The sequence below is a fragment of the Chamaesiphon sp. VAR_48_metabat_135_sub genome (assembly GCF_031418915.1).
GTDB lineage: Bacteria > Cyanobacteriota > Cyanobacteriia > Cyanobacteriales > Chamaesiphonaceae > Chamaesiphon.
This window is the reverse complement of record NZ_JANOJV010000165.1, coordinates 1-21,348: the sequence shown is the minus strand read 5'-3', so window position 1 is coordinate 21,348 and position 21,348 is coordinate 1. Positions and strand designations below refer to the sequence as shown.

General features: G+C 43.1%; 19 protein-coding genes and 1 pseudogene. 10 read left to right on the top strand and 10 right to left on the bottom strand.

Going from position 1 to position 21,348, the window contains the following annotated elements; translation table 11 throughout:
- Window positions 1-361 (top strand): annotated as a pseudogene (locus RMO55_RS11910) (hypothetical protein); the annotation flags it as partial.
- A 155-nt stretch (window positions 362-516) separates the two neighbouring features.
- On the opposite strand, the gene RMO55_RS11905 reads toward RMO55_RS11910, so the two are convergent.
- Genes RMO55_RS11905 through RMO55_RS11895 form a run of 3 tightly spaced genes read right to left on the bottom strand, consistent with a single transcriptional unit; the run spans window position 517 to window position 3,976 of the window.
- Window positions 517-1,713, bottom strand: coding sequence for a glycosyltransferase family 4 protein (locus RMO55_RS11905; RefSeq protein WP_310426785.1), 1,197 nt, complete (start codon window positions 1,711-1,713; stop codon window positions 517-519).
- Complete coding sequence (locus tag RMO55_RS11900; protein ID WP_310426783.1) at window positions 1,710-2,840, bottom strand: glycosyltransferase; 1,131 nt, start codon at window positions 2,838-2,840, stop codon at window positions 1,710-1,712. Before RMO55_RS11900 ends, RMO55_RS11905 begins: the two co-directional genes overlap by 4 nt.
- On the bottom strand, window positions 2,840-3,976 hold the full coding sequence (locus RMO55_RS11895; protein ID WP_310426781.1) for a glycosyltransferase family 4 protein: 1,137 nt from the start codon (window positions 3,974-3,976) through the stop codon (window positions 2,840-2,842). Before RMO55_RS11895 ends, RMO55_RS11900 begins: the two co-directional genes overlap by 1 nt.
- A gap of 117 nt (window positions 3,977-4,093) precedes the next feature.
- On the opposite strand from RMO55_RS11895, the gene RMO55_RS11890 reads away from it, so the two are divergent.
- Window positions 4,094-5,185 (top strand): glycosyltransferase family 1 protein, encoded by a 1,092-nt coding sequence (locus RMO55_RS11890; RefSeq protein WP_310426779.1) that lies wholly within the window; start codon window positions 4,094-4,096, stop codon window positions 5,183-5,185.
- Window positions 5,186-5,281: 96 nt separating this feature from the next.
- Here the strand turns inward: RMO55_RS11890 and RMO55_RS11885 are convergent, their stop codons facing one another.
- The 5 genes from RMO55_RS11885 to RMO55_RS11865 all read right to left on the bottom strand — a co-directional run bounded on the left by RMO55_RS11885 (window position 5,282) and on the right by RMO55_RS11865 (window position 10,948).
- Window positions 5,282-6,796 carry a hypothetical protein gene (locus RMO55_RS11885; RefSeq protein WP_310426778.1) on the bottom strand — a complete coding sequence of 505 codons (1,515 nt, stop codon included), beginning with the start codon at window positions 6,794-6,796 and terminating at the stop codon, window positions 5,282-5,284.
- Window positions 6,783-7,454, bottom strand: a complete 672-nt coding sequence (locus RMO55_RS11880; RefSeq protein ID WP_310426776.1) for a methyltransferase domain-containing protein — start codon at window positions 7,452-7,454, stop codon at window positions 6,783-6,785. The genes RMO55_RS11885 and RMO55_RS11880 overlap by 14 nt, the downstream gene beginning before the upstream one ends.
- A 58-nt stretch (window positions 7,455-7,512) precedes the next feature.
- On the bottom strand, window positions 7,513-8,466 hold the full coding sequence (locus RMO55_RS11875; protein WP_310426774.1) for an FkbM family methyltransferase: 954 nt from the start codon (window positions 8,464-8,466) through the stop codon (window positions 7,513-7,515).
- Between the two features lie 87 nt (window positions 8,467-8,553).
- Complete coding sequence (locus RMO55_RS11870) at window positions 8,554-9,666, bottom strand: glycosyltransferase (RefSeq protein WP_310426773.1); 1,113 nt, start codon at window positions 9,664-9,666, stop codon at window positions 8,554-8,556.
- Between the two features lie 40 nt (window positions 9,667-9,706).
- Window positions 9,707-10,948 carry a glycosyltransferase gene (locus RMO55_RS11865; protein WP_310426772.1) on the bottom strand — a complete coding sequence of 414 codons (1,242 nt, stop codon included), beginning with the start codon at window positions 10,946-10,948 and terminating at the stop codon, window positions 9,707-9,709.
- A 502-nt stretch (window positions 10,949-11,450) separates the two neighbouring features.
- Between RMO55_RS11865 and RMO55_RS11860 the strand changes: the two genes are divergently transcribed.
- Window positions 11,451-11,990 (top strand): thioredoxin domain-containing protein, encoded by a 540-nt coding sequence (locus tag RMO55_RS11860; protein ID WP_310426771.1) that lies wholly within the window; start codon window positions 11,451-11,453, stop codon window positions 11,988-11,990.
- 301 nt (window positions 11,991-12,291) lie between these two features.
- The gene (locus tag RMO55_RS11855; RefSeq protein ID WP_310426770.1) at window positions 12,292-12,414 is read left to right on the top strand and encodes a hypothetical protein; all 123 of its coding nucleotides are present in this window, start codon (window positions 12,292-12,294) and stop codon (window positions 12,412-12,414) included.
- Between the two features lie 600 nt (window positions 12,415-13,014).
- On the opposite strand, the gene coaE is transcribed toward RMO55_RS11855, so the two are convergent.
- Window positions 13,015-13,605, bottom strand: a complete 591-nt coding sequence (gene coaE / locus RMO55_RS11850; RefSeq protein ID WP_310426769.1) for a dephospho-CoA kinase — start codon at window positions 13,603-13,605, stop codon at window positions 13,015-13,017.
- 120 nt (window positions 13,606-13,725) lie between these two features.
- Between coaE and RMO55_RS11845 the strand changes: the two genes are divergently transcribed.
- Together RMO55_RS11845 and RMO55_RS11840 are read left to right on the top strand one after the other, a co-directional pair.
- Window positions 13,726-14,943, top strand: a complete 1,218-nt coding sequence (locus RMO55_RS11845; RefSeq protein WP_310426768.1) for a DUF2252 family protein — start codon at window positions 13,726-13,728, stop codon at window positions 14,941-14,943.
- A gap of 16 nt (window positions 14,944-14,959) precedes the next feature.
- Window positions 14,960-16,240, top strand: coding sequence for a hypothetical protein (locus RMO55_RS11840; RefSeq protein WP_310426766.1), 1,281 nt, complete (start codon window positions 14,960-14,962; stop codon window positions 16,238-16,240).
- Between the two features lie 157 nt (window positions 16,241-16,397).
- On the opposite strand, the gene RMO55_RS11835 is transcribed toward RMO55_RS11840, so the two are convergent.
- Entirely contained in the window at window positions 16,398-17,528 is a 1,131-nt protein-coding gene (locus RMO55_RS11835; protein WP_310426764.1) for an alanine--glyoxylate aminotransferase family protein, read from the bottom strand.
- A 224-nt stretch (window positions 17,529-17,752) separates the two neighbouring features.
- On the opposite strand from RMO55_RS11835, the gene RMO55_RS11830 reads away from it, so the two are divergent.
- From RMO55_RS11830 to RMO55_RS11815, 4 genes are all read left to right on the top strand, one after another.
- Complete coding sequence (locus tag RMO55_RS11830; protein WP_396134277.1) at window positions 17,753-18,925, top strand: RNA-guided endonuclease InsQ/TnpB family protein; 1,173 nt, start codon at window positions 17,753-17,755, stop codon at window positions 18,923-18,925.
- A 269-nt stretch (window positions 18,926-19,194) separates the two neighbouring features.
- Window positions 19,195-19,692, top strand: a complete 498-nt coding sequence (locus RMO55_RS11825; RefSeq protein WP_310426761.1) for an HNH endonuclease — start codon at window positions 19,195-19,197, stop codon at window positions 19,690-19,692.
- 46 nt (window positions 19,693-19,738) lie between these two features.
- Window positions 19,739-20,440, top strand: a complete 702-nt coding sequence (locus RMO55_RS11820) for a uracil-DNA glycosylase (protein WP_310426759.1) — start codon at window positions 19,739-19,741, stop codon at window positions 20,438-20,440.
- A gap of 157 nt (window positions 20,441-20,597) precedes the next feature.
- Window positions 20,598-21,089, top strand: a complete 492-nt coding sequence (locus RMO55_RS11815; RefSeq protein ID WP_310426758.1) for a hypothetical protein — start codon at window positions 20,598-20,600, stop codon at window positions 21,087-21,089.
- Window positions 21,090-21,348: the final 259 nt, after the last annotated feature.

The window sequence follows — 21,348 nt, the reverse complement described above, 5'->3', positions numbered from 1 at the left end:
GCAGAAGGTTTCTGGGATTGAGCAGAAGGTTTCTGGCATCGAGCAGAAGGTTTCTGGCATCGAGCAGAAGGTTTCTGGGATTGAGCAGAAGGTTTCTGGCATCGAGCAGAAGGTTTCTGGCATCGAGCAGAAGGTTTCTGGGATTGAGCAGAGCGTCAATGCTGCCCGAGAAGATATTGCCAGCCTACGTCATCGGATCGATAGTGTCGAGGGTGCTGTATCTGTTATCATCCGTAGCACGTTTACCGCGCACCAAAACTTTGTAGACGATCTGAACTTCGATTTGTTGAATAACGAACGTAAAACCCGTCGATTGAGTCGTCGTGTTGCACGGTTAGAACGCCAAGACCTAGACGATTAAACGTCTGGCGTTGCTGAATTGATGTATGATTTGCTCTAGAGAGAATACCTGAAATTTAGAGTAGGGGTAATTTATAAATTGCTACTACTCTAAATTTCGAGGGTAAGTTATACCGCAAATCGCTAAATCTGGAATGATTTTTTGGTTGGGAATTCCTAAAGCATTTGTGTATATATATCTACTAGTTCTGCTCCTAAGCGATCGCGATTAAACCTCTCGACTACAGTTTGCCGTGCTGCGGTACCAATTGCCGACCTTTTTGTTGGTGACTCAATTAAATCCCAAATTGCATCAGCTAGATCGTGAGGATTGCCAGGCGTTACGCCGAGTGCATCTCGCTCGTGGGTAAATAACTCCGCCGCGCCGCCCGCGTTAGCCACAATTACTGCTTTCTCACACGCCATTGCTTCGACGATCGTTCGCCCAAATGGTTCTGGTTTGGTACTAGCATGAACGACGATATCGAGAGAATTATAGATCGATTCAATGTCCGATCGAAAGTCGATAAATTCTACCCAGTCTTCAATATTTAGATCGCGAGTAAGTTGTACTAATTCCGAGCGCGAGTATTGAGATCGAGCGGTTTCATAGATCGCCCCACCGACAATATAGAATCTAACTTTTGCGCTCGACTGGGGGTGATGTTGGACGAGATGTGCGATCGACTGTAAGAAGATATCATGACCTTTCCACCGTGCATAGGTAGCCACTAAACCAACTTTGATTAGATCGGGATTATCGCTCGGGATTGTCGCTCTCAAACCAGAATCGGGAGCAAACCGATCGATATCCACCACGTTGTAAATCACCTTAATCGGTAATCGTGGAAAAATATTATGCCAATCATCTTTAGTAGATTTACTATTGGCGATTGCCCAAATATTTTCGTGCTTAACAAAATGTAGTAATCGTTTCATCAATAATCGATCGCTAATAAAGTCATGCAAATGCCAAATTATTGGCTGAGGCAATCTTAAACTCGATCCTAGTAAATGAGTTTTGAAACTATTAGAATGAATTAAGTCTGGATTAATATCTGCAACTGTATTTCTGAGCTGATGCCAGTAATTTAATAATTCATTAATAGGTGTAAATAACCGAAATAAATTAACAAATATTTTCTGGGGATCGAAGCTACTATCACCTAGCCGAGCAATTCGATCGGGTAATGGTAACAGGATAACTTGGACATCTAAAGGCTGCAATTCGTTAACGATCGCGCCACTAGCTGCCGTAATTATGACAAAGATTTCGGCGGTCGGTAATTCTTGTCGAATTCCAAAAATATTGTCAATCAAACATCGCTCTGCACCACCTAATTGACTTGAAGCATTCAGGAAAATGATTTTCATTGGGCTATTTTAAGATAGGCTGCCATTACAGATTGGGCGTGTTTTTCCCAACTATATAATGCTGATTGCCTGAGTCTCGATGATAATATTGGCGCAAAATCTGGTGTTATAATCGCCCGATGTGCCCGATCGACCCAAGTATAAATATCTCCTACCGGACAATAAATAACCGCATCGCCACCTACCTCCCGCAGTGCCGGAATATCACTAGCGATCGCTAGCGATCCACAAGCAAGAGCTTCGATAATTGGTAATCCAAAGCCTTCCAATTCACTAGTAATCATCACGATCGCGGCTTGTTGGTATAGAGCGGCAATCGTCTGATTAGGTACATTGGTGATGTGAAAAATATTTTCCCTAATGTTTAAATCGGTGATTTGTTGTCGTTGCGATTGACTCCATTCTCCGCCTACTTTGACTAGTAATAATTCTGGCAGTCGATCGCGTAGTTGTGCAAAAACGCTTAATAGGACATCAATTCGCTTGCGAGGAATGCAGCTACCAACATGCATGATATAGGGCTTTCCCTGGAGTTTTTGGGTGAGTTCAGAGGCGATCGGATCGTCCAAAATGGGGAAGATTTGATATTCTGGAGACACTCCTAAGGGCGCAGCTACCAACCGCGTAGGCTCGACGAGTTGATATTTTTCGATCTGTTGGCGCACTGTATTAGTAGTGTAAAATACGATCGCGGCTTTTTGCATCCCACTCAAAATCTGTTTTGATATCTCGCGATAACTTCGAGTTCCAGTATATAATTCCGGCTCGAAGATCGATCGAAAGGCATCGATATCGTGACAAAAAACGCCAGTGCGATCGGCAGGTAAACTGTGAACTAGGTGAGCATAAGAATGATCGGCGATATGGAATAGATCGTAATTTTGTCGGCACGATCGGAGATGGCGGGGATATTCCCAGTACCGATTGATAAATCGATCGGCATTAAAGCTTTTGTGTTTCCCAATTACAGAATTCAGGTATTTGAATCGCCAGTGAAAATCGGGGCGAATCTGTGCTGGATAGATGCCTGAATTGCTGTTTAATAAACCATCATGCAACATTTGGGCGCAGATATTCATACTCACCCAACCTTCTTCATCGTAGTCACAGACGATTCCTAGTTTCATCAGGCAATAATATTGAAAATCTCTCGTGCCATATCATCCCAAGTATAACGGCGCAAAGACTCCGATAGTGCAATGGCTGGCGATCGATAGTACTCTTGCTGGTGGTGCCATTGCGTCAATCGATCGACTAGATCCGGTACATTATTAGGATCGGGAAGGAGTAAATCTTGTAATTCGGCGGAATAGCGTTCTGCGACACCTGCCGTTGCACTAGTAATCGCTGGCAAACCACAACACAGAGCCTCATGTACCCCCAATCCATAAGCTTCATAGCGAGTCGGTGCTACCAAACAATCCGCCGCGCGTAAAATCTGGGGGACATCGCTACGAAAACCTAAAAACTCGATCCTGTCAACCAATCCCGCCGCTTGAGTTCGTTGTTCCCATAAGGGTAGTTCGCTACCTACGCCGATAACGACTAATTGGGCATCCCACTGCGGATCTTGACAGAGTTGTTGCCATGCCGAGAATACACTGTCAAAACCCTTGCGACGATCGCCTAGAGCACCGATAAAAGTGACAATTGGTCGATTGATATCCCAACCATATTCAAGCCGTAAGGATTGCCGTTCTGCCATCTTTGCTGGGTAAAAAACAGTTGGGTCGATCCCATAGTAAATCGTCTGGGTTTTGCTGGGTTCGAGATCGAGCAAACCGATCAGATGTTTTTGGGTTAAAACAGAGTTGGCGATGGCTATTCTCGATCGTTGGAGGGCAATTTTTTCGGTTCTGAGGGCAATTTGACGATCGAGCTGTTTTTTCAACCTAGCTACCAGACTACTTTTATTTTCGGTACGATCGGCAGCATGAACGTAATGTACCCAGTTAATATCAGCCCAAGGGCAGTTACCACCATTAACAATTACCCGCAAATTTCCCTGGTTACTTAATCGCTGGGCAAGAGCTAAAGCCTTTATACCCAATAGTGGGGCACCTAAAGAATAAGAATTTAAGGGTTTCGGTACATAGTGAACGGATACATTCGGAATTTCTGCCAAAGCATCATCTACTCGATAGGCAACAAGATGGAGATTGTTACCTTGATGTGCAATGTATTCAGCCAGTCCGTAATTAGCACGATCCATTCCCCCAGTTTTGACAAAATCTGATGCAACAATTAGAAATGAATTATTCATGGAGAATTTGTTGATATATAAAGCTAAATTGTCACATCTCTTGCCAAGGCTACCTTCAAAATCTAGATCCGTTGCAATTTTTCAGGCATAATTGAAAAACTCCGATCGTCCAAGCCGATGCAAACAATCCTCTCGATCGTGCCTAGACTACCTCCTGCTATAGACGGAGTGGGGGACTATGCTCATCTATTGTCTAAAGCTTTAGCCGATCGACACGGCATCTTGACGAAGTTTATCGCCTGCGATCCGCTGAAACCGATCGCCTCTGAACAGGGAGATTTAAGTGCAATTCAGCTACCACAGCGATCTAGGGATTCACTGTTAACGATACTCACTCGATCTGGACATATTGATACCATATTACTACACTATGTTGGTTATGGTTATGCTCGTAGAGGTTGTCCGCTCTGGCTAGTGGCAGCTTTGAGCAAATGGAAAGCCGCAAAATCATCAAGACGATTGGTAATCATGTTTCACGAAGTGTATGCAACATCCGATCGACCTTGGAGTAGTCAGTTTTGGACATCGCCAATTCAACGTCAGATTGCTCAGGATCTCGCCGATTTAGGCGATATTGTTATCACTAGCAATCAATTGTTTGCCAATCTGATTCAAGAATTGACGAATAAGCATGATGGCAAGATCGATATTTTACCAATATTTTCTAATGTTGGCGAAAATCGATCGCCGCTACCACTCACCGAACGTCAGCCGTGGTTAGTTACTTTTGGAAATTCAAGTCTCCGTCAGTCTATTTATACAGATTCTCTCGATCGACTCACTAGAGTTTGTCAGCAACTAGATCTTCGAAAAATTTATGATATCGGTCACAATTCATCAACAATTGTCCGACCTGTACCAGGCGTAAAAATTCATGCGATGGGAACTTTATCAACAGCAGAAATCTCCCAGATCTTCAGTTGTGCCCAGGTTGGTTTTATCAACTACTCTATCCCCTATCTTGCCAAGTCAGGTATTTTTGCCGCTTACTGTGCTCATCAAATGTTGTCAGTATTCGACGATCGTAACTTGGGCGTAAATATAGATGGACTAGAATATAATAAGCATTACTTAGCGATCCCAGGTTCAGATGGAATAATCGATGTTAATTTAGCACAGACAATCGCCAATAATGCTTATCAATGGTATAGCCAGCATAGTTTGAGGCGAGTAGCTAGTCGGATCGCTGATTTGCTAAATCAAGTTTAGAAATGATCGGAATGGTAAGTTTAATCAGTTTTCTGGTTCCACTAATTCGACTGGGAGAGTTTTGATTGCTGGAAACCCTGCGAGCATCATGAAGCATTACTGATTTTCGTCTGGATCTCGCATTTTTGGACGCTCCCCTTCAATCATGAGAAGTGGAGTAGTGTCACCTTCAATCATTAGAGGTGGAGTAGTGTTACCTGCTAGAAGATATTTATTTGGAATTCGCATTCTCGGACGCGCCCCTTCAATCATTAGAGGTGGAGTAGTTTCACCTGCTAGAAGATATTGATTTCGTACTCTCCAGCTCTCGGTCATCACAGCAACAATCAATGCTGTATTCAGCAACCAAAACTCCATTCCTGTTTGGGAAATAAAAACTGGGTAGTTAAAAGTAATCAAGATCGTTCCCATATTATAGGCAAATATAACCGCGCTCCAAATCGGGAGTGTCCCCATTTGCTTTCTAAAGGCTGTCTTAAAGGCGAAATAGCATACCGACCCGATTGCCAGACAATAGGCAATAATTAGGGGTACGCCCCCATCCAGTAGCCAACCAGTCCATTGAATTTCAACCCAGATTAAATCGGTAAATGGATTACCATTTTTACCAAAATAACTATTCATCATCCCCCACCGACCCAATCCCGCACCGAAAGGATATTGAGGTAAGAGCACATCGATTGTCTCTTGGAAAAAATGTCCCCGATTTTGCTGATAAATTTGGTCTGTACTTCCCGCAAACAAAGATAGAGTTCGAGCTTCTGTGGATTTACCGCCTACAGCAATTGCCCAAGCAAACGTACCTACGATTAATGGCTGAATAATTCCCAGTAGCGCAAAAGCGCGTTTGAAGTTTTTACTCCAAAATAAAATTACTAGTAAGATCGACACGCAGACACAAGTAGTAATCAGCATAATTCGCACCTGGGATAAATAGATGCAGAAAAAACCCACAAAACTGCTCAAAATTCCCAATCCCTTCAACCACCAATTTTTACTTTCAAGGAAAAAAGCTAAACCTAACAATACCGTATAAAATCCAGCTACTGCTGCACTACCAGGAGTGTCAGTTAACCCCATTGGACGATATATGGACAAGCCATTGCTGAGGATAATTTTGAGATTTTCGCCACCGTAGGTACTATTCTGAATGACCGATGATAGTTGAAACTGAAACTGTTCGGGAAAGTAGATCTGGAGGAGACCAAAAAATGAACTCATCGATTGAAACAGCCACAGGATCGTTACTAGATTCCGAAAACCTTGAACTGACAAGAAGATTTTACTCGCCCAAAATATAGGTCCCAAAATCGCCAAATACATCGCAATCTGTGCTACTCCCGCTGGAATAGTGTTCAGATGAGAATTAAAAAACAGGGAAGTAAATAGAATTAAGAAAATACTACATACTGACACCTTCGCGGGGTGTTTGATTCCGCGCTGAGAAATGTTAGAGATTACCAGATAAATACTCAACCCAAAAGTAGCAACTCTGAATATAGGACGAATTGCCCCTAGTATAGGTACAAGCAGGAGTAATTGTAAGATAAACTGGATAGCGAGAAAATTATGTACCCAGTTCCATTCGTCAGAGCGATTATTTGGAAACATTTACGGGCTTTAGGGCTGATAAGATTGCATTATCACTAAACAGTCTACCGCGAAATCCTAGCCACTGTGGCCAAGCATAACTAGTAGCCGGAATTCTACCATGATTTGGATAGTGAATCTCGATCGAGGTAAGTTGACATTCCGCAGCAATGCGAATTAAATCTATTTCTAATAGAGCAGTAATATGTGCTGGGTAGCAGCCAGGAGCTGCTTGAAAAGCGTTGAACTGGTTTTTAAAAATTAGTGTCAGCTTACTGAGCAAACTCAGTTGATTGGGTGTCGTCACAATTAACAATCCCCCTGGTTTAGTGATTCTGAATAGCTCCCGCATAAAAGCACGTGGATTTTCTAAATGCTCGATCGTTTCTAGGGAACAGGTGATATCGGCATAGTTATCTGATACATCGATGCAATAAGTATCTAAATTTGACTGAATAAATTGGTATTTTTCAGGAAAATCAAGATAACGAATAATATCCACTCCAATATATTCCTGCTTGCTCAAATCTAAAAAATTATGGAGATGGCCTCGACCACAACCCACGTCGATCGATCTACCAACCTTATTTCCTACTAGTCGAGCTACTGTCTCGTAAATTGCTTCGTTACTTTTACCTTCACTACTTAATGCTCGATCGATTGTTAATCTATTAACCATGTATTTTACATTTAATAAAAATCAAAGTACATCTCTATTTTGATGAAAATAATTGATGTTAACGATCGAAGATCTGATATCTCGATCTTTCAAAAGACTTAAATACATCTTGTGGTTTGCAAGTTGCCAAATAACTATTCGGCAACCACGACACAAGATTGAGATGATAAGGCTCGACTATTTTCGGGCTGAATAATTTTCTATCGATCGCCAAGATCGTATAACCTTTACTTTCTAAAAAATTAGTAACTTGATTAGGATAATGCTCGTGGTCTTCAAATAAAATGTGTCTAATCTGACGAAGACTCAGACAACGAGATGCTCCTTCAAAAACAGCTAATTCATGACCTTCTACATCTACCTTCATCAGATCGATCGAATTATCAGCAGACCAATAATCATCGAGTCTCCGACATTGAATAGGTATTTTTTGTGCAGATTGTTTTGATGGATATTTGATATTGAGATCGTTTAAATTGCTAGAGGCTGACACCACATGTGATAGACCTCTATTGCTTTTAAATTCTCTCGGTATCTCTAATGTAGCAAATCCGGTTTCATTCGATAAAGCAAGCCGTTCTAAAGTAACTTCGGTTTTGACTGGTTGAGAACGCCATCGATCGACATTAGCCGTTAAATCACGATAAATATCGGGATGCGGTTCAAAGGCGATAACTCTGCCACTGAGACCATTAAAACTCTCTAGTCGCGCGATCGCGACAGAAGTCATATAACCAATATTTGCCCCGACATCTAGAAAAGTATTACCTGGTTTTAATAATCTCCAAATTGCCTCGGTGACACTGAGATCGATAATTCCCAGGGTGGCGAGAATCTTACCATGTTCTTCCTGCCGATCTGCTGTAATCGTCAGTCCCCAAGGTAAATCAAAATCACTAGCTCCACTCGATCGATCTGAGTTGCCAAAATGTAATTCTTGTTTGATTCTAGCAAGTAAATATTTGGGCTGATAAAGATATTCAGTTTTAAGCAATCCAGCAATGTGAGACATATATTTTCCGATTTTCAATAATCATTCCGATTTGACTTTAAATAAGTTATGGAGCTGATGAAGTTGAAGAATACATTAGCTCGAACGCTACAGAGAGAAATGCTGTAATATTGCCCTGAGTCGATCGATCTGACGTTGCGGATCGCACAAATCACGCGCTCTAGCCTTCGCGGCTACCTGTAACTGATGACGATGAACGGGATTTTTGACTAAATCTTCCAGAGCCATCTTTACCGCCATGACATCCCCCTGAGGCACAGCATAACCACATTCTGGTGTCACAATTTCGCCACCACCACCCATCTTTACCGTTACAACAGGCAAGCCAGCATAAAGAGCCTCAATAAAGACAATCCCAAAAGGTTCTGCTCCCAAATTAGGCTGGCAAAAAATATCGCTAGCCGCCAATACCTGCGGGACATCATTTCTTTGTCCCAACCAGCGCACGCGCTGTTCTAATCCTAGTTCCTGTAACTGTTGTGCTAGCTCCTGTCGATAAGATTGTTCACTCTCCCGCTGCACTCCACCTACAATCCAACATTCCCAATTTGGCAGATCCTTCATCGATCCTAATGCGGAAATTAATAAAGTATGTCCCTTCCACCGTTCCAGGCGGGAAACTTGCGTAATCACCACCGTATCATTGGGGGTATCCAATTGCTGCCGGATCTGTTGGCGAATTGCTTGGGGATGCTCGAACTGAGTGGGTACAACCGGAGCATAAATAACTTGACTTTGGGTATGGGGATAAAGCAAATGAAGATGCTGTTCAGTAAAATGACTGTTGACAATTACAAAATCTGGTCGAACTAACTTCGCTAATCTCTCTAGGCTGCTTTTACCACTAGGGGTGTCGTGACACCAAAAGTACAATTTTTTCCCTAGTCGTTTGACTACCGTACCAAAGATAGCTTGAGACCAACAAGCGTGGCAAATTACGACATCAATTGCTTCTGACTCAATTACTGCCTGCAACTGCGCTCTTGCATGGAGCACCTGCCACGGATAGCGCAGCTTAACAGCACCCAGCTCGTGTACTTTCACTCCTGTACTTATCAACTCGTGAGCTAACCGCCCTGGAAAACACAAGGCAAATTGGGGTTCCATTCCTGGGCACAGATGCCGCTCTCGTGCCAAAGTAACTAAAAGAGTTTCAATCCCCCCAAAGAGATTGCCTGCATATAAATGGAGAACTTTCATTAAAATGTCCTTTTGACATCTGGATCTGAAGCGACAACAATTACAACTTATCTGCGATTTTCGAGCGGGAAGGAAGGATCATCTCAGTGGCTGAAGGGCGTAGACCTCCAATCAATTGGTACTGAGATTTTTCATTGGCGAGGACTCGACTGTAAATCTCCAGGCTGCGCTGTGCCATGACTGTATCTGTAAATTCCCAAGATCTGAATTTGGCACCTTCAGACAGCCGTTCTCTCAATCCTGGCTCTTCTAGCAACCGTCTTGCCGCAGCCGCAAACTCTAGAGGATTGTTCCGCTCGACAGTTAAACCCTCTTGTTCGTGACGACAGACCCATGTGACACCACTACCAGGAATGTTGCAGTTAATCGTGGGACAACCACTAGCCATTGCTTCAACTTGCACCATCCCAAAAGCTTCACTCCGAATATTCGATGGAAACCACAGCGCAGTTGCGGCTTGATAAGCCGATTTTAAGTCAGCATCGCTAGCATTTTTCCACCAAATTACTCGATCCTCAACTTTGAGTTCGCAGGCAGTTTTTCGGAGTTTCGCCGCCAATTTACCAGTGCCGATAACTAACAATTTGCCGGATACGTACTGTAGAGCTTTGAGCGCAATGTGTAAAGCTTTATAGTATACCAATCGTCCTACGAACAACCATAAAACATCACCATACTCTGTTTCTAATTGCTGCGCCCCCTCGATCGTATTTACGGAAGGATTGCTAAAGGATGCAACATCAATCCCTAGCGGCAATACATCTAGACGATCGCGATACAAACGTAGGAATCTCGAGCCTGCTTGATAATTGGGACTAGTAGTTAGAACGATTGCTGCTTGGCGATAAATTAAATGCTCGATCGGCCGAAATAAATACTTGAGCAGCCGCTGGCGGATGGCATCACTATGGTGGGTAATCACTAAATTACGGGTTCTACCTATCATTGCCAACGCAATTAACATCGTCGGATTGGGCGTGTGGACGTGAAATATACTGTTGGGAAATTTAGAGAAGTATCTAATATAAAAAATTAATGATGGGCAAAAATCTAACTTTAAAAAGGAGAACCATCGAGAAACTTTGGTGACTTGGATTAGATCTGTAAATGTAATTTCAGTTTTAGTATGCTGTGATACTTGATAATTTTTATTAAAAGCATTGACGCAGAGAATATCAACCTTCGCACCTAATTCAGCTTGCTTTCTTGCCAAAGTTTCGACATGAGTTTCCATCCCGCCATGAAGAGGCGAGTGATATTTTGCCAAGTGAATTATATGCATAATTTAGTTTTATTTTTCTTGGGAAAATACTAATTATAATTACGATCTTTGACAGTAATTATCGTCGTCAATAGACTACATTTATTATTGTGTCTGTTTCCACTGACTTCTGCCACCGCATTTTGGCGTAATGTACTATAGAATCTGTCTAGGGAGAGCCAGCAATTCTGATTATGGAATCTCAACTGGTATTGATGGGTAAATCTAGATCTAGAACCATAAAAGTGAGGAAGGAGCATCCCACTTTTTAAAGTTCTTACAGAGAAAATAAACACGATCTCTGAATAGCCTGATGACTGGTTCTTGATACTTTATTCTACGAGCAATTAATAAAAAGTGGGATGCTCCCGTCGATAAATAATCAAAGCAATCGATATTTCGTGTTAGTGAAACTATACCAACTAGATGAAGATTATCGATCGAGTAATTCAGAGATTGATGAATCCGATCGAGATTTGAGGCTGTATACCCAATATAACAATACAGCAGCTCGATTATCTTCATGAAACTCTTAACTACTTCCTCCATCTTAGCGATCGCCGTTACTCTCGCAACTACGACGATTGGATCTGTGACTGCGATCGAGACTGCATCCACATCATCTACTAAGTTGCCCGTGACAGCAACATTGGTAGCCAAAGGCGAAATCTCTCCTTTGGTAGCGCAACTGCAGGGTAAACCTATGGTTGTGGATATCTATGCTAGCTGGTGTCCTGTTTGTAAAAATATCGCGCCGACACTCTCCCAACTCAAGCAACAATACGGTAACAAAGCTAGCTTTATTGTATTTGATGTAAGTGATAGTAAAAAAACTCAAGCCTCGATGAAAATGGCTAAAAAATTAGGATTGACTAGCTTTTTCAATGAAAATAAATCTAAAACTTCTACAGTCGCAATTATCGATTCTGCCACTGGCAAAATCTTGAAACAGTTTCAGAATAATGCTGAAATAACTGAGTATAGTAGCGTACTCGATCTCGCGATCGCGCAATGTGCTGGTGGGGATACCATGAGTCATGGGGATGCAATGAAAAAGCCCTAGGTAGTCTGCTTTTAAAATAGATGATAGAGAAAACTCATAAACTTCTCGTCCCATCTATTTCGAGGACTAAAGATTTTTTATTTGCTCACACAACAACTCGATCGTGAACACCAAAAATACACTTCTCAACCTAACAAAAATACGCCGTCAAATCTCGCAGTGAAGCGTTCTGGAACGCCACTGGGTTTGTGTTAAGGGTCGTGACGATCTTGAGTGTGTTCGGACTATTTTCGTCGGTAACAGGGGGGGTAATGATGGGGTATTATGTGGTCTCAGGTGTTCTCTGGTTTTTCTAAAGCCCATGCTGACTGATGAGTCCGATCTTCAAGTTTTGACTGCATTGCGACAGGGCGACACAAATGCTTTGGGTATTATCTACGATCGATTCTCGACAGCCGTGGCAATTGATAAAGCAATGCACTGAGTCTACCGAAGTGTCGCAACCCGTTTTGCTGGTAATAAATCCCCCTCTTTTTCCTCTATACCCGACATTAGTTTCGCCCCGAGTACTGGATAAGTAAGATCGGTTTCTCTCAGAATTCAAGTATTTAATGTCAATATCTTATGTGTATCGTTCCAATTTGTTTTAAGATAGATTTCTGGAAATCAATAACTCCAAAAATTGAGCTATAAAGCATACTATTCTAAAGCTACCATTCGCCGCTAAGTTATTAAAAACTTGTCTAGCGATCGAGATCTAAAATTTGATAGTAAACTCAATTTGCCAGAAAAAATAAACTATCTCTTCTCACGAACTCCATGAAAGTATTGACTAAAAGTTTAAATAAAGCTATTCGTAAATGTCCAAAATGTCAGACTAAAAAAGTTTGTCGTGCCCATCGATTCAGTCGATTGGATCGAGTCCTCTCTCTCATAAATATTTATCCATATCGTTGTCGTCAGTACCCCTGTAAACATCGATTTTACTTGTTTGGCAGAAATGCTTAAAAATGGCTTTTATTGTGCATCTCAATAGCTTAAAATGATTGTTCGAGTTAATCAGTTTCTGTATTTGCCAGAATGTTCATAGCCAGTTAGAGGCTATTTTAATATCGATCTGTCTTTCGAGATCTGTTATATTTGTTGAGTTATCTAAATTAACATCTGCCTGGGCTAGTTTATCATCAAGTGGCATTTGACTCTCGATTCGCATTTGCGCATCTGTCTCACTCGATCGATCGCGGTTCATAATCCGACTTAATTGAGTGGCTCGATCGCAACTAACTACCCAAATCTCTGTCACGAGATCGGTCATTTTTGCCTCAAATAGTAGGGGAATCGCCAGCACTGCGGTAGCATCTGGTGCAAGGCGACTAATCTCTGTCTCAAAGCAGCTACGCACATAAGGATGGATTTGAGCTTCTAACCAATGACGTTCCTGGAGATTGCTGAAGATAATCTCACCCAAATGGTGTCGATCGAGTGTCCCATCCGGTTGTAAAATATCGTTACCGTACCTCTGGCTAATTGCCTGTAAAATTGGTGAGCCAACTGCTACAGCCGATCGAGCATAGATGTCAGCATCCCAAATCGGTAAGTTATATCGTGTCTGTAAATAGTTAGTAACGGTACTTTTGCCCGTACCAATTCCGCCAGTAATTCCAATTAAGCGCATATAAATTAGGTGTTAGACTTGAGAATTTAGACTTTAGGTTTCAGACGATCGTAGTGCTATAAATATTCGTGCTAATCTAGTTATCTAGGGTTTTCAAAATCTAAACTAGCGATAAGTTTTATGAAAAATAGCTTATTCAATCAGAACGATCGAGATATTTACCAATTAATTCAAGCCTTCGATAACCAGCGCGACCGAGATATCTTACCTCGAAAATATGCCAAGATGCGTAAAAATGCTTTTGCATTCTTTCGAGGAACGTGTCACCTATTTTATCGAGATTTGCCTGTAGATTCAATCTTAAATTTAGCTCCAGTTACTTGGATCTGTGGCGATCTACATTTAGAAAATTTTGGTGCTTACAAGGGTGATGACCGTCAAATTTATTTTGGAATTAATGATTTCGATGAAGGTGTACTTGCTCCTTGTGCTTGGGATATCGCTCGATTATTAACTAGTATATTTCTAGCTGTAGACAGTTTACTTTTTACTCAATCTGATGCTCATACATTAGCCCAAATTTATCTAAATAGTTATACAAAGGCTCTAAATGCTGGCAGGATTAGAGAAATTGTTGAGGATAATGCCAGAGGAATGGTAGCCGATCTACTTGAGGATTTACACCGCCGTAAACGTAGTGCTTTTTTGGACGAACGAACTGAATTAGTGGACGAGCATCGCCAGTTAAAATTTGACGGTGAAAAAATTATGGAGATTAGCAAAGATCGAGATCGACAAGTTAGGCAAGCGATCTCCAATTGGGCAAAGACGCAAGTAAATCCAGACTTCTTTGATGTTTTAGATGTGGGATTTCGAGTTGCAGGCACGGGCAGCTTGGGACTCGATCGATACCTAATTTTAGTAGCGGGCAAAGGTTCGCCAGATCGTAATTATTTACTCGATTTCAAACAACAGTCAATTTCTAGCTTACAACCATATTTGACAATAGTGCAACCTGAGTGGGAAAATCAAGCAACACGAGTAATGAGGGTTCAATCATTAGTTAGATCGGCACCACCAGCATTATTAGCAGCAATTGAGTTTAATGGTGGTAGTTATTTATTGAGAGAACTCCAGCCAACCCAAGATAAGATCGAGCTGAAACCTGGTAAGATTAGTCTTGCGGAACTAGCACAATTAATCGATACGATGGGTGAAGTTACTGCCTTTGCTCATCTTCATGGTAGCGGTAAATCGGGTGCCGCGATCGCCCAAGCACTCATCGATTTTGGTGGGAATGTAGATTGGCAGCAAGAAGTTATAATTTATGCTAATAATTATGCTAGCCAAGTGCAGATAGATTATCAATATTTCTGTCAGGCTACTCAAGATCTATAGTTAATTTAAGTTAAGCGTGAGATATTTTAGATTAATAGTTGGGATTGGATCGATCGTGTTGACAGCATGTACTCGCCCGATCGTCACTGAATCGATACCTGAAATTTTACCCTCGCCATTGACTACTCCAGCACCTGCGATTTCGCCCTCGTCAATTGTTACTAGAGCTACCCCAACTGTCTCGTCACCGACGATCGCAGTTCCTCAAGTTGCACCATTCCCAACACCTTGGATCGATCCTTCTATTCCCGCACAGATTGGTGATTATCAGGTGATTGATGAGTTAAAGCAACCTCAATTTATGGCTCAGAGTAGCGAGATTTTGAAAGCGGCAAATCTCCCCAATACTAAGGTAAATTTTAATGCCGCAGATTTACTGGTAGTTTTGAATAGCACTCGCAAATATTTTAAGAATCGATTGGATCGCGATCCAGATCTTCAGCGCGAGGGAATTCTAGGTACCCAAGGGGTGAAAGTCGCAGATATTGTCAAAACTCTGGATTTTATGGTGTTGACTTTACAGCAGGATATCAAAGCGAAAAGATCGATCCGGCTCCAAGATCCGAAGTTTTTAAATACCAACTTTCGATCGATCCAGTGGACGGCATTTAATCCTACCGTAAAGGACGAAAAACGGGTACGGATGACCAAATATGCCGTATTTACCCATCCAGGCTCTCGCACTCCTACCAAGGAGTTTAATGCGGGGCTGTACGCCCTCAAACCAGATACCGATATTGATACGATTCGGCTCAAATATACCAAACAAGATGTCTTGAAAAATATCTACGAACCCAAGGGGATCGAATTTGGAGCGGTGGAACCGCTTGCTTATCTCGATCGAGAGGGATTAGAATCGGCATTGATGGAAGGAACGGTGTTAATTAAATTTAACGATGGTACCTCTAAGTTTTTTAATGTCGATCGCAGTAATAATATTCCCTATGTTAAAGGTTTAGATCCGATCGAACAAAAGCGGTACTGGTATTTTAAGCCTGTTGCGGCAATTAAAGGATATGGTGGCACAATTCAGACGAAAATTTCACTCAAACCAGGAGTAACTTTTGCAGGAGATGTGTTGAATATTGGATTGGGTAGAATCGTAGTGACGGAAAATTCAGTTGATGGCAAACCACGGTTGCGAATGGGAATTATTGCCGATACTGGGGGTGCTTTTTTACCTAATTTACATCAGTTAGATTTTTTGGCAGGCGTGTTCGACAGCAAGGAAGATTTCGCTGCTTATACGCGCAAATTGCCTGAATATACTAAAGCATATATTCTCGTCAAACGATGAAGATTTTAGTCTTAAAAACAATCGACTCGAGCATTACGGCAAGATCCCCGACTTCTTGAAGAAGTCGGGGATCTGTCATTTCATCTAAACCCCAAGGAGACCCCCGCCAGAACGTTACTCCGATTAGTGGCGGGAGGATGTCAATTTATGTTATTCACTAGATAACTTGTTTCAAAGCAGTAATTAATCGATCGACAGTATCTTTACGACTGTTGTAACCCATCAACCCTACCCGCCAAACTTTCCCCGCTAGTTCACCCAAACCGCCACCAATTTCGATATTATGTTCGAGCAATAATTGCTTGGCAACAGCTTTACCATCGACACCATCAGGAATGCAGACAGTTGTCAGCGTTGGTAAACGATATTGCTGCTCGACGTGCATTTTTAGCCCGATCGATTCTAAACTAGACCAGAGATATTCGACATTTAATTGGTGTCGAGTCCAGCTATTATCGATGCCTTCTGCTGACACCAGGCGTAGAGCTTCACGCAAACCGTAATAGAGATTAATCGGTGCGGTGTGATGATACATCCGCTCCGCACCCCAATATTTGCCCAAAAGCAGCATATCCAGATACCAATTCGGCACCTTCGTTGGTCGGGCTAGTAATTTTTCCATCGCTCGCGGACTCATCGTAAATGGTGAAGCTCCAGGAGCGCACCCTAAGCCCTTCTGAGAGCAACTATAAGCCAGATCGACTCCCCAATCATCCAGATGGATTGGCACCCCGCCCAGGCTGGTTACGGTGTCGAGGAGTAGCAAACAGTCATACTCCCGACACAATTCGCCCACACCCTCAATCGGTTGACGGCAACCTGTCGATGTCTCTGCATGAACCAATCCCAAAATTTTGGGGCGGTGAGTAGCCATTGCCGTGCGGAGTTCCTCGAGGGAGAAATTTTGACCCCAAGGCTGGGAAATCGTGCGAACATCGGCACCATAACGTCCCGCCATATCTACCAGTCTATTCCCAAAATATCCAGCCACCCCAATCAGCATCACATCTCCAGGCTCGACACTATTGGCGATTGTCGCTTCCATCGCCGCCGAACCAGTACCGCTGACGGCAATCGTATGAGGATGATCGGTTTGCCATGCATATCGCAATAGGGACTGAATCTCGTCCATAATCTGTAAAAATGCTGGATCGAGGTGTCCTAGCGGGGTCGTACTCATCGCCTGAAGGACGGTAGGATGAGCGTTACAAGGCCCAGGACCTAGTAACAGACGGTTGGGTACGCTGAGAGGATTTAGTTGCTGTAGTTGGTTAGTTTTGATGGACATAAGTGGTTTTTAAAAATGGGTTCATTATCTAATTATCAGGAGATGGCGGGATGTCTGAAAACCGTGTCGCTGTGCCTACGGCAGGCTACACCAACAGCGCACGGAGGAAAGACGACTCGTGCGGCTTTAGCCGCCTAACGCTTTTAAACAATGTTATCACCTTACTCAAACCCTTGATTTATGATATTGTGTTTGTCATAAGCATAGCTAAATCACTACCCCTGATGCTCGTATTTGAGTATAAAGCTTACGGCAAATCTAACCAGTTCAACGCAGTTGAAGAGGCAATTCGGACTGTCCAGTTCATCCGAAATAAGGCTATTCGCTTATGGATGGACGGAGGGGCAAAGTCTTGTTACGACCTTAACAAATACTGTGCTGTGCTGGCTAAAGAGTTTTCGTTTGCTAGCCAACTCAATTCGATGGCACGTCAAGCAGCAGCCGAACGTGCTTGGGCATCAATCCAACGTTTTTATGACAACTGCAAAGGTAAGATTGCTGGCAAGAAGGGTTTTCCTCAATTCCAAAAAGACAACCGCTCAGTTGAATACAAAACGTCTGGGTGGGCATTAAGTGATGACCGCAAATCGATTACCTTCACTGACCGGAAAGGTATCGGCAAGTTGAAACTTAAAGGTACTCGCGATCTCAACTTTTACCAGCTTTGCCAAATCAAACGGGTGAGGCTGGTAAAAAGAGCAGATGGCTACTATGTTCAATTTTGCATTTCTGTAGATCGTACAGAGATTTTACCTGCCACTGGTAACACGATTGGGTTAGATGTTGGACTTGCCAGTTTCTACACTGATTCAAACGGCTTAGAGGTTGAAAACCCTAAATTTTACCGTGCTGGTGAAATAAAGATGAAACGGGCACAACGCTTAGTTTCACGCAAAGTCAAAGGTTCAAACAATCGCATCAAATCTCGGATCGAGCTAGGTAGAATCCACCTTAAAATAAGTCGGCAACGTAAAGACCATGCTGTGAAATTAGCACGGTGCGTAGTTCAGTCTAACGACTTGATAGCTTACGAAGATTTAAGAGTGAGAAACATGGTCAAAAACCATTGTTTAGCCAAATCAATTTCTGATGCGGGATGGTATCAATTTAGAGTTTGGCTAGAAACATTTGGGCGGATATTTGGGCGGATTACTGTTGCAGTGAATCCAGCCTATACATCCCAAGAATGCTCTAGTTGTGGTGTAATTGTGAAGAAGTCTTTGTCTACCCGCACTCACTCTTGTCAGTGCGGCTGCGAACTCGGACGCGACCATAATGCCGCACTCAATATATTGACCAAAGCAATAGGTACCGCAGGGCATGTGGGAACCTCAATACTAGATATTGGAATCGCTCAGGGAGATTCGTCCTCTACTGTTACTGGTGCAAACCTGTGATGGCAAGATGAGTCATTGAACTGAGAATCCCCCTGCTTTTAGGCGCGACGTTTTTGGGGGAAGCTTCCCCCAAAAAACGTCGCTTGTGAGAGTGAGCGAGAGCGAAACCTCACCGAGCGGGGGGAGTGTCAACCATCTAACGGCACAGTTGCCGAAATAGTTGGAAAGAGATGAAAATCTCAATTTGCAAGTGTATTGCCGATCGCCAACACTCGATTCAGTTTGTGTTAACATCAGGGGAAGATTAGGTCTCAAATCCTTAAGTAGACATGAGCAAAGTGCTGGTGTTAAATGCTTCCTACGAGCCGCTCAACATCACTGGTTGGCGACGTGCGGTAATTTTGATGCTCAAAGGGAAGGCAGAACAGGTCGAACATAATGGTAAATTTTTATCCCGAGATTTTCCACTGCCAACGGTAATTCGCCTCAGGCATTACGTTACTGTGCCTTATCGAGAAATCCCCCTCACGCGCAGGAATATTCTCAACCGAGATCTTCACTCTTGTCAATACTGTGGTTGTAAAGGTGATGGCTTGACCCTAGATCATATTATCCCTCGATCGCGTGGCGGTACGAATAGTTGGGAAAATCTGGTGACTGCGTGTATGCGCTGCAATGTCAAAAAAGGCAATCGGACTCCTAAGGAAGCTAATTTATATCTCCCCTCCCAACCCCGCAGACCCCATAGCAGTTTACACTACGAGGCGGCTAGTCACGTCAATAATGGCTCCCATGCGGAGTGGCGTAAATATATAATTGGGATTTAATATAGTTGGAAGTTCTAGACCCAGTATCATTTCATTCAATCGCCGCATGTCTTCAGAATCCCAACTAAATATTTTTGGTCAAGCCATTGCTGATTCATCTGTAGAATCTACAATGGGCAGCAACTTCGATCTAATTCCGACGATTAGTAGTATTCCGATTCCACCAGGTACCTATACTAGTATCAGTCAACTCGCTACCCATTGTCAGATTTGCCATCGCTGCGAATTGGGCGATACGCGCATCAATTCAGTTGTGGGCAGAGGTAACGAACAAGCACCGATCTTGATTATTGGGGAAGGGCCAGGGCAAAATGAAGACGAACAAGGTTTACCATTTGTCGGTCGATCGGGTCAATTGCTCGAAAAAATTCTCGCTGCTGTTAAACTAACGATCGAGCGCGATGTCTATATCTGCAATGTCGTCCGCTGTCGTCCGCCTGAGAATCGCGTGCCCACACCCGCCGAAGTTGCCGCTTGCAAGCCCTATTTACTCGAACAAATCCGGTTGGTAAATCCAAAAATTATTTTGCTGACTGGTGCAACCGCAGTCCGGGCAATTACTGGCAAAAAAGACGGGATTACCAAAATTAGGGGAACTTGGATTGAATGGGAAGGAAGATGGTGTATGCCGATTTTTCATCCAGCCTATTTGTTGCGCAATCCCGCTCCAGATGTTGGCAAACCTAAGTGGTTGATGTGGCAAGATATTCAAGCAGTTCGAGCTAAATTGGATGAGACTCGATCGTAGTATATTGCCTAAATTTGACTATCGATCGCGTATACTGCGCACAGCAACAGTAGTGAAATATTTCTCAATTTCCCAACATCCACGATCGATAATTAGCAACTTCAGATCCTAGCCTGGGCACCATATAACTATGTGGTGTTACTAGATAGAGACTTTTATGGCATACTGGCTGACGATCGAACTCGAACATGGCAAAATCGCCCCACTTCCCACTGCAATGGACAGTCAGGCGGAAGGATTAGTGTATGGGACAACAGTACCCCAATTATTAAACCAACTCGATCGGATCGCCACAGAACTAGGCGTAGACAGGATTGACAACTTTATCTATAAAGATACGACAGGCTATAGCAAGCTGCTCAAAGAAGCCGAGTCTGAAGGAAATGCCGTACTAGCTTCCGCCATGCGGGCAGAAATTGCCACGCTAGCTGCACAACCTCGCTGGCACGAGCCAAGTGTCGCGCGGCAGACTGTTCGTAGCTTGAAAGAGTTTTTAGCAACTAGTCCACACATTTTGCCAGGTAGAGATCCTCAAGCGACTGCCAAGTGGACGCTCTGGGATTTAGAAGCCTACGATTCTATTCTGGCGGATCTTGAAAATCAAGGCGTAAAGTTTGCCTTTGTCGAACGTAACCTCGACCTGAATTAACGACATTTTTCGCTTTCAACTTCCAACTTTCAACTGTCTTGATTCGCCGCCAAAATCGTTGTCTTGTCGCAGTTGTATGGTCGGGGAACCCGACCACACTGCGCCGCTTTTTTATTCGGGGGGAACCCCCGAATAAAAAAGCCGCTGTCTTGAAAAGGTGCTCTACTTGCGGCTCACCTTTGGACGGGTTCCCCGTCAAAAAAGGTGAGACAAGACGGGGAAACCCCAAGACCGCACTTTTCGCAAACCGTCGGGGAAC